Below are 8,658 nucleotides of genomic sequence, written 5' to 3'. Positions count from 1 at the left end.
GCGAGCCCCGCAGTCGCGAACGAAGGTGGCACGGTGACCGACCGAATCGAGCTGACCGGCCTGCGCGCGCACGGCCGGCACGGGGTCTACGACTTCGAGCGCGCCCAGGGGCAGGAGTTCGTGGTGGACGCGGTGCTCGAACTCGACCTCGCCCCGGCCGCGCGTTCGGACGAGGTGACCGACACCGTGCACTACGGCGAACTGGCCGAGAAGCTGGTCGCGGTGATCACCGGTGAGCCGGTCAACCTGATCGAGACGCTTGCCGACCGGCTGCTCGCGGTCTGCCTGGCCGAGCCGCTCGTCGCCGCCGCCACGGTCACCGTGCACAAGCCCGAGGCCCCGATCCCGCACAGCTTCCGGGACGTGGCCGTGACGATGCGGCGTACCCGATGACCCGGGCCGTGCTGTCGATCGGCAGCAACCTCGGCGACCGGATCGCCCATCTGCGCGCTGCGGTGGCCGCGCTCGGCGACGCGGTGCTGGTGGTCTCCGGGGTCTACGAGACTCCACCGTGGGGGGACGCCGAGCAGCCCACGTACCTGAACGCCGCGGTGATGGTCGCGGACCCGGCGGCCGGCCCGCGCGACTGGCTGGGCCGGGCCCGCGCCGTCGAGGCGGCGGCCGGGCGGACCCGCGACCCGGAGCGCCGGTACGGGCCGCGCACCCTCGACGTCGACGTCATCGCGGTATGGGACGAGGCCGGGCAGCCGGTGCTCAGCGACGACCCCGCGCTGGCCCTCCCGCATCCCCGCGCCCACCTGCGGGCCTTCGTGCTGCGGCCGTGGATCGACATCGAGCCGCACGGCCGGCTGCCCGGGTACGGCTGGCTGACCGACCTGCTCACCGCCGAGCCGTTGGCCTCCGACGCCCTGGAACTGAGCCCTCGGCCGGATCTGGCGTTAGAGTCGGACGCATGACCCAGTGGAGGCGGACGGCATGACGCAGTCCCCGCGTGACCCCGACCGTTTTCGGATGGGTCCGACCCGGATCTCCACGCTGGTGGTGGCCGCCCTGGCCGCCGCGGCGGTGGCCTGGCTGCTGATCAGCAGCTTCTACTACGAGGTGGCGCCCAGTCTGCCCTGGCTGCCGGTGATCACGCTGGCGGGCCTGGCCGTGCTGGAGGGCTACGCGGCGGTCAACACCCGCGGCAAGATCGAGGGCCGCCCCGGGCGGGAGCCGCTCAACCCACTGCTGGTCGCCCGGTTCGTGGTGCTGGCCAAGGCCTCCGCGCTGGCCGGAGCCATCTTCGCCGGCTTCTACGCCGGCCTGACCGGCTGGCTCTTCATCGAGCACACGAACGCCGCCGTCGGTGACCGGCCGGCCGGTGTGGCCGGGACGCTCGCCTCGCTCGCACTGGTCGCCGCTGCGCTCTGGCTGGAACGGTCCTGCCGGGTGCCCGAGCAGAAGGACGACGAGGATCGCGAACGCGGCGACCGGGAGAGCCGGCCCGGCCAGCGCTGATCCGGGGGTTCCCACCACCCCGGCCCGCAGGTACCGTCCCTGGCGACCGGAGAGCAACGGCCGCCGCCGGTCAGTCCGCCCGCGCGTCGGACCCTGGATGGCCGGCGACGTGGGAGGCGCGGCGCATGGGGTACGACGAAACGGGCCGGGGCGCGCCGGCGGAGTCGTCGTCGGGTGTGCCGGCGGCCGTGCTGGAGAACGTCTTCGACGACCCGTGGCACGGCGAGCCCGGCCGGGACCAGGTCGTCGTCCACGTGGTCTGGGAGTTCCTGCTGCTGGCCGGGCTGGCCGCGGTGGTCTGGCTGCTCTGGCGGGACGATGCGGACGCGCTGCGCGGGGACGGCCTCCGGTCGCTCCTGGTCGACGCGGCCGGGTTCGGGCTGCTCGCTCTCGCCGCCGGGCTGAGCCTGCGCGTGGCCGCGGTGAATCTGGCGATCGGCCCGGTCGCGTTGGCCGCCGCGCTGCACTTCGCTGAGCAGGGCGACCGGGGCCTCTGGGAGGTGCTGGTCCCGACGCTGGGGGTGGCGGCGCTCGGCGGGCTGGCGCTGGCCCTGGCGGTGGTGGTGCTGCACGTGCCCAGCTGGGCGGCGAGTTTGGCCGGCGCGGCGGGCGTCATCGTGTACATCGAACGGCGTACCGGCCCGGTGCTGGTCCAGGGCGGCTACGACCCCCGGCCCAACGCCGTCTATTTCTTCGTCGGCTTCGCCGCGGTGGCCGTCCTCGGCGGGCTCTTCGGCGCCATGCGGCCGATCCGGCGGCTGGTCGGGCGATTCCGGCCGGTCGCCGATCCGGCCCGTCGGCGGGGCGGCGTCGCCGCGACGGTGACCGCGCTGGCCCTGACCGGCTCCACCGTCCTGGCCATGCTCGGCGGGGTGCTCCTCGCGGCGAACCGGAGCGGTCCGGTCACGCCGGGCTCCGGGCTGAACTGGTCGGTGCTCGCGGTCGGTACCGCGATGCTCGCCGGCACGAGCGCGTACGGCCGGCGTGGCGGGATCTTCGGCACGCTGTTCGCGGTCAGCCTGGTGGCGGTCTTCGTGGCCTGGGCCAGGGCTCGGGGCTGGACGATCAGCCCGTGGGCCGTCGGCGGTGCCGCGCTCGGCGTCGGGCTGCTGGTCACCCGGCTGGTCGAGATGTTCGGCCGGCCGCGTTCGGCTGGGGTCGACGTGGAGGTGGGGCCGTCCGGCGACGGCACCATCAGCACCGGCTGGACGCTGACCCGGCCGCCGGAGCCGGCCGACGCCTGGCCGTCGGTGCTGCCGGTGCGGACCACCGACACCACCGTCGACGTGTGGGAGGCCCCGCGCTGGAAGAGCGAGCCGCGCCGTTGGGACGCCGACGACCGCTGATCGGCGGCCCAGGGCGGGGTCGGTCCGCGCGGCGAGCCCGCGGAGCCGCGCCCCCGGGGCGGGCCGGCCTGCGCGGCGAGCCCGATCCGCTGCGGCTGGGCGGGGCGTCGCGACCGGGATGCGTCCGGTGGGCCGAACCTGATCTCGCCGGTTAGGCTCGGCGGCATGACCGAAACTCCTGCCACCGGGTCCGGCCGCCGCAACTTCGACGAGCTCGACAAGCTCTCCACCGAGGAGTTGCGCGAGCAGGCCTTCGCCCTGGCGCGGGAGCGCCGCGACGTCGGGTTCTTCTGGTCGGTGCTGCGGCACCTGCCCAACGCGGACGAGGCCGCCGCCCTGGACGGCGCCCCCAACTCGGTCGGGCCGATCGTCGACGAGGCGAATGCCCTCTGGCGCGAGTTGACCGGCCACGGCTACGAGGAGGCCGCCCCGCTGCTGCGGGCCGCCTTCATCGACTACCTGATGAAGCACTGACCCGGCTGGCCGTCCGCCGGCCCAGGGCGGTCGCGCCTGAGCCGCCGGCGGCCCGTGTTCGTCACCGGCCGGCGACGCCGGTCAGTCCGCCGAGACGCCCAGGCCGAGCAGCCGGGACCGGCTGAGCGCCCCGACCGGTCGCCCGTCCTCGGTGACCACGGCGTGCTCGGTCGCCGAGGTGAGCAGCGCGCCCAGCGCGTCGTACGCCGAACCGCCCAGCGGCACCGCCGGCAGGCCGCCCGTGTCGCCGGCCGGGAGCGGTTCGAGCACCTCGCGGGTGACCGGGGTGACGGCCAGCCGGCGGATGCCCCGGTCGGTTCCGACGAACTCGCGCACGAACGGCGAGGCGGGCGACCCGAGCAGGGCGGCTGGCACGTCGTACTGCTCCAGCCGGCCGCCCTCGGAGAGCACCGCGATCCGGTCGCCCAGCCGGACCGCCTCGTCGAGGTCGTGGGTGACCAGCACGATGGTCTTGCGGACCTCGGCCTGGAGCCGGAGGAACTCCTCCTGCAGCCGGGTCCGCACGATCGGGTCGACGGCCGAGAACGGCTCGTCCATCAGCAGCACCACCGGGTCTGCGGCGAGCGCCCGGGCCACCCCGACCCGCTGCCGCTGGCCGCCGGAGAGTTCATGCGGGTAGCGGCGGCCGAACTGTCCCGGGTCGAGCCCGACCAGCTCCAGCAGCTCGTCCACCCGCTCCCGGGTCCGCTGCCGCGGCCAGCGGAGCAGACCGGGCACGGTGGCCACGTTGGCAGCCACCGTCTGGTGCGGGAAGAGGCCGACGTTCTGGATGACGTACCCGATGCGGCGGCGCAGCGCCACCGGGTCGACCCGGGTGACGTCGTCGTCCCCGAGCAGGATCCGGCCGTCGGTCGGCTCGATCAGCCGGTTGATCATGCGGAGCACGGTCGACTTGCCGCAGCCCGACGGGCCGATCAGCACCATCAGTTCGCCGGCCTTCACCTCCAGGCTCAGCTCCCGCACCGCCTCCGTCCCGTCGGGGTATCGCTTGCGGATGCCCTCAAGTGTGATCGATGCTGCGCCGCGTCCGGCGGTGGCTCCCGGGGTAACGTTCACGCGTGTCCCTCCACCTGAGTCACCGGACAGCGCCGGGTAACCCGTGGTTCTCCTGGCAGTACGTGCGGGACAACTCTGACACGATCCTGGCCGCGCTGCGCGAGCACGCCTGGCTTTCCGCCCGGGCCGTGCTGATCGCCGCGCTGGTGGCGTTGCCGTTGGCGGTGGCCGCGTACTGGTTCCGTTCGCTGGCCGGGCCGATCCTGGCGGTGTCCGGGGTGCTTTACACGATCCCGTCGCTGGCCCTGTTCGCGTTCCTCGGCCCGACTCTGGGTATCGGAGCGGTGACGGTGCTGACCGTGGTGGTGTTGTACGCGTTGCTGGTCATCGTGCGCAACGCGCTCGCCGGGCTGCAACAGGTGCCGTCCGAGGTCCGGGAGGCCGCCGAGGGGATGGGGTACGGCCGCTGGGCCCGCCTGTTGCGGATCGAACTGCCGCTGGCTCTGCCCGGCATCCTCACCGGCCTCCGGCTGGCCACCGTCTCCACGGTGGCCCTGGTCACCGTCGGGGTGGTGATCGGCCGGGGCGGCCTGGGCCAGATCATCTTCGCCGGCTTCCAGAACAACTTCTACAAGGCCGAGATCATGACCGGCACGGTGCTCTGCGTGCTGCTGGCCCTGGTGCTGGACCTGGTGCTGGCCGGGGTGGGTCGGCTGCTGACGCCCTGGCTGCGCGGGCGCGCGTCGTGAACGAAAGGCCGGCAGCGTGAACCACATCGGAGAAGCCGTCATCTGGCTGAACGACCCGCTGAACTGGACGAATCCGGGCGGCATCCTGGACCGGCTCGGCGAGCACCTGGGTATGTCCGCGCTGGCGGTGCTGCTGGGCTGCCTGGCAGCCTGGCCGATCGGGCTGTGGCTCGGGCACACCGGCCGGGGCGGCGGGCTGGTGCTGCTGGTCTCCAACGTCACCCTCGCCGTCCCGACCCTGGCGCTGCTGACCATCCTGCCGCTGACCTTCCTCGGCTTCGGCCGGCCGGCGGTGGTGGTCGCGCTCGCGGTGTTCGCGGTGCCGCCGCTGCTGGCCAACGCGTACACCGGGGTGCGGCAGGCCGACCCGGAGGCCCGGGACGCGGCGCGTGGCATGGGCCTCTCCGGCGGGCAGGTGCTGCGCCGGGTGGAACTGCCGTTGGCCGTGCCGTACCTGGCCGCCGGCTTCCGTACCGCCGCGGTGCAGGTGGTCGCCACCGCCGCCCTGGCCTCCTTCGTCAACGGTGGCGGGCTGGGGCAGATCATCCGGGCGGGCTTCGGGCTGGACATCGCGGCCGGGGGCGGGCAGGTCATCGCCGGCGGCGTGCTGGTCGCCGGGCTGGCCCTGCTGGTCGAAGGGGTGCTGGCGCTGCTGGAACGGGTGGCCACCCCGCGTCCGCTGCGGCGCGCCCGGCGGGCGGCGAACGGGCGTGCGGCCGACGCCCTGGCGGGTACCTGAACCGGCCGCTGCGGCGCGTCCGGCGGGCGGCGAACCGGCGTGCGGCCGACGCCCTGGCGGGCCCTGAACCGGCCGAACAGCGCGAAGACGGCATCGTGCCCCGCCGACGAACCGGGCGAATCGACGTCCGGTGACGATCCGGTGACGATATCGGCTCGGAATTTGTCGGTCCGGCCCGGAAGATATTGGCTGGAGTCGCGGGCGGCGGAGCGGTCGCCCGACAGACGAAGCGGGCGGCCGACCGGATCGCCCGTCGGACACGCGGCCGGCCCCAGCGGGTCGCGCCGGGACACGGAAGGCGGGCACAGATGCGCGCGCGTACACACCTGGCCGTCGGGGCGCTCGGCGTCCTCACCGCGGCGGGTCTGCTCACCGGCTGTGGCGACGCCGGCTCCTCCGGCACCGAGGCCCCCGCGCAGGGCGCCTCCGGGGCCGGCTGTGCCCCGGTCGCGGGTGACAAGCTGGTCGTGCTCACCGACGACAAGAAGCTCCAGAACACCGACAACGTCCTTCCCGCGATCAACGCGAAGGCGGCCGCCCCGCAGCTCGTCGCCGCGCTGGACAAGGTCTCGGCGGCGCTCGACACCGCGAAGCTGATCGAGCTGAACAGAATGGTCGACGTCGATCGCAAGACGTCCAAGGTGGCGGCGCAGGAGTTCGCCGACGCCAACGGGCTCACCGGAGGGATCGAGAAGGGCCCGGGCGGCGCGGTGACCGTCGGCGCGGCCAACTTCACCGAGAGCGAGATCATCGCCGAGCTCTACAAGATCGTGCTCACCGCCGGCGGCTACCAGGTCAAGGTGCAGACCATCGGCAGCCGCGAGCTCTACGAGCCGGCCCTGGAGAAGGGCGAGATCCAGGTCGTCCCCGAGTACGCGGCCACCATGGCCGAGTTCCTCAACACCAAGGCCAACGGCAAGGACGCCGAGCCCGTCTCCTCGCCGGAGCTGGACAAGACGATCGGCGCGCTGAAGGCCGCGGGCGACAAGGTCGGCATCACCTTCGGCCAGCCGTCGCAGGCCCAGGACCAGAACGCCTTCGCGGTCACCAAGGCGTTCGCCGACAAGTACCAGGTCGCCACGCTCTCCGACCTGGCCGCCAAGTGCTCGGGCCAGGCGACGGTGCTGGCCGGCCCGCCGGAGTGCCCACAGCGGGCGAAGTGCCAGGCCGGTCTGGTCCAGGTCTACGACTTCAAGGCCGGCTCGTTCAGCTCGCTGGACGCAGGTGGCCCGCAGACCAAGAACGCGCTGAAGACCGGCGCGGCCAGCGTCGGCCTGGTGTTGTCCTCCGACGCGGCGCTCGCCGCGAGCTGACCGGACCATGCCCGCTCGGCACGACCTGACGCTGCGTCGTGACCCGGAACAGTCGTACGACCGCTCCGGCTCGGGGCGTCTGATGCCGGGCAGTGATCCGGAACGGTCGCCGACGGACCCCGCCGGTCCGTCGGCGACCGGCTCGGCCGGAACCTGGCGCGGGAAAGCCTTCACCGCCGGTCACCTCGAAGCCTGCGGCCCGTTCCATACCGGGACAACTCTCGGTACGCTGCTCACCCATGCCCGCCCCGGTCGCCCCCATCAAGAAGCACACCCCCTTGCCGACCGTCCTGCGCTGGATCGGTGTGGGGCTTGCGTCGCTGGCCGCGTTGATCCTCCTGGCCGCCGACGGCAGCGGTGCGCTGCGGATCGGCGGGGTGCTGACGATTCTCGCTGTGGTGTTGATCGGCCTGTCCATCGCGCTGCCTGCCAACAGCGGTGACGGAGCGGCCGGCGGCGATGCCGAGCAGTTCCGCCACGAGGTGCGCGGCGAGATCGAGCGGCTCCGCCACGAGCTGCGCGGCGAGATCGTGGCCGCCGCGCAGCGGGGCAACCAGGCGCTCGACCAGGCACAACGTACGCAGGAGACGGTCACCGCGCTGCGCCGCCGGTTGGATGCCGCAGCCGCTGGGATGGCCGCCATCGCGGGCGGCACCGCGCCGGCCGCGGAGGAGCCGGCCGCTGCCCGCGCCCGGGTTCCCTCCGCCGAGACGTACGACGAGGGACGGCCCGATCATCGCCGTGCCGCCCCGGAGGCGGCTCCGACCGGCGAGGGGCAGCCCTTCGGCCGGGAGGGGGACGAATCGCCCCGCCGCCCGCAGCCCGACACCCGCTACGGTGCCGACCTCCCGCAGCCCGGCGTCTACGGCACCCCGCGTACAGCACAGGCGGACGTCCGGCCGGAACCCCGCCCGGCCGGGGTGGTGCACCACACCGAGACCGTGCACGTCACCCGACACACCATCATGGACGGGAGTGCCGACCCGGTGGCCGGCACCGGCCACGGCGGATACGCCGGCCGCTGGTCCCGGGCGCCCGAGGAGCGGCCGGGGAGCGGTGTGGATGCGGACGGGCACCCCCGGTCCGGGCACCGGGAGGCGGCGGACGACCGCAGCCGGTCCGGCGGCGAGTACGCGCGGCCCGCCCCTGGTGGACAGTGGGCCGGCGGCTCCTGGTCGGGGCCGGACGGCGAGTCGGCCCCACCGGGCCCACGGCCGCCTCGGCTTGAGCGGGCGTCCCGGGATGAGCGGGCGCCCCGGGATGAGCTGTTCCGCCCGGGCGAACACGCGGCGACGGGCACCGTCCGGGACGGTGATGGGGGATCATCCGGCGACGATCGCCGATGGACCCCGGGGCGGGCCGAGAACAGTTCCTGGTCGACCGGTCCGGCCGACCCGCGTTCCTGGCCGGCGACGTCGGAGGGGTCGGCCGACGAGCGGGGGCAGACGGCCAGCCGGGACGACCGGGCCTGGTCGGCGGACCCGGACGGGTCCCGCGACGAGGGTTCCCGCGCCGGCCGGGCGGCCTGGCACCACGGGCGGAACCAAGCTGGCGAGGGC

Annotated in this window: 9 protein-coding genes and 1 pseudogene; 9 read left to right on the top strand and 1 reads right to left on the bottom strand. The window is 74.2% G+C overall.

Features of this window, described 5'->3' with window-relative positions; genetic code table 11:
• Positions 1-33: 33 nt before the first annotated feature.
• From folB to ACNAW0_RS29230, 5 genes are all read left to right on the top strand, one after another.
• A complete protein-coding gene (gene folB, locus ACNAW0_RS29250; RefSeq protein WP_416291267.1) occupies positions 34-393 on the top strand; it encodes a dihydroneopterin aldolase in 360 nt (119 codons plus the stop codon).
• Positions 390-917, top strand: coding sequence for a 2-amino-4-hydroxy-6-hydroxymethyldihydropteridine diphosphokinase (folK, locus tag ACNAW0_RS29245; protein WP_416291265.1), 528 nt, complete (start codon positions 390-392; stop codon positions 915-917). The genes folB and folK overlap by 4 nt, the downstream gene beginning before the upstream one ends.
• A gap of 55 nt (positions 918-972) precedes the next feature.
• A complete protein-coding gene (locus ACNAW0_RS29240; protein ID WP_416291264.1) occupies positions 973-1,461 on the top strand; it encodes a DUF3180 domain-containing protein in 489 nt (162 codons plus the stop codon).
• Between the two features lie 125 nt (positions 1,462-1,586).
• A complete protein-coding gene (locus tag ACNAW0_RS29235) occupies positions 1,587-2,807 on the top strand; it encodes an ABC transporter permease (protein WP_416291263.1) in 1,221 nt (406 codons plus the stop codon).
• A 165-nt stretch (positions 2,808-2,972) separates the two neighbouring features.
• Entirely contained in the window at positions 2,973-3,281 is a 309-nt protein-coding gene (locus tag ACNAW0_RS29230; RefSeq protein ID WP_416291262.1) for a hypothetical protein, read from the top strand.
• 81 nt (positions 3,282-3,362) lie between these two features.
• Here the strand turns inward: ACNAW0_RS29230 and ACNAW0_RS29225 are convergent, their stop codons facing one another.
• Positions 3,363-4,358 carry an ABC transporter ATP-binding protein gene (locus ACNAW0_RS29225; protein ID WP_416291261.1) on the bottom strand — a complete coding sequence of 332 codons (996 nt, stop codon included), beginning with the start codon at positions 4,356-4,358 and terminating at the stop codon, positions 3,363-3,365.
• A gap of 2 nt (positions 4,359-4,360) precedes the next feature.
• Here ACNAW0_RS29225 and ACNAW0_RS29220 point away from each other — a divergent pair, with 2 nt between their 5' ends.
• The 4 genes and pseudogenes from ACNAW0_RS29220 to ACNAW0_RS29205 form a co-directional block, all read left to right on the top strand.
• The gene (locus ACNAW0_RS29220; protein WP_416291260.1) at positions 4,361-5,047 is read left to right on the top strand and encodes an ABC transporter permease; all 687 of its coding nucleotides are present in this window, start codon (positions 4,361-4,363) and stop codon (positions 5,045-5,047) included.
• Positions 5,048-5,063: 16 nt separating this feature from the next.
• The gene (locus ACNAW0_RS29215; RefSeq protein ID WP_416291259.1) at positions 5,064-5,786 is read left to right on the top strand and encodes an ABC transporter permease; all 723 of its coding nucleotides are present in this window, start codon (positions 5,064-5,066) and stop codon (positions 5,784-5,786) included.
• Between the two features lie 308 nt (positions 5,787-6,094).
• A complete protein-coding gene (locus ACNAW0_RS29210) occupies positions 6,095-7,099 on the top strand; it encodes a glycine betaine ABC transporter substrate-binding protein (RefSeq protein WP_416291258.1) in 1,005 nt (334 codons plus the stop codon).
• Between the two features lie 239 nt (positions 7,100-7,338).
• A pseudogene (locus ACNAW0_RS29205) lies at positions 7,339-8,658 on the top strand (hypothetical protein); the annotation flags it as partial.

The organism is Micromonospora sp. SL1-18, assembly GCF_047921505.1.
GTDB lineage: Bacteria > Actinomycetota > Actinomycetes > Mycobacteriales > Micromonosporaceae > Micromonospora.
The sequence above is the reverse complement of the archived record's forward strand: the minus strand, read 5'-3'. Positions and strand labels throughout refer to the sequence as shown.

Excerpts from the sequence above, each read along its gene's own strand:
- ACNAW0_RS29240 (WP_416291264.1), top strand. The coding sequence starts at position 973 with ATGGGTCCGACCCGGATCTCCACGCTGGTGGTGGCCGCCCTGGCCGCC.
- ACNAW0_RS29210 (WP_416291258.1), top strand. The coding sequence starts at position 6,095 with ATGCGCGCGCGTACACACCTGGCCGTCGGGGCGCTCGGCGTCCTCACC.
- ACNAW0_RS29230 (WP_416291262.1), top strand. The coding sequence starts at position 2,973 with ATGACCGAAACTCCTGCCACCGGGTCCGGCCGCCGCAACTTCGACGAG.
- ACNAW0_RS29235 (WP_416291263.1), top strand. The coding sequence starts at position 1,587 with ATGGGGTACGACGAAACGGGCCGGGGCGCGCCGGCGGAGTCGTCGTCG.
- folK (WP_416291265.1), top strand. The coding sequence starts at position 390 with ATGACCCGGGCCGTGCTGTCGATCGGCAGCAACCTCGGCGACCGGATC.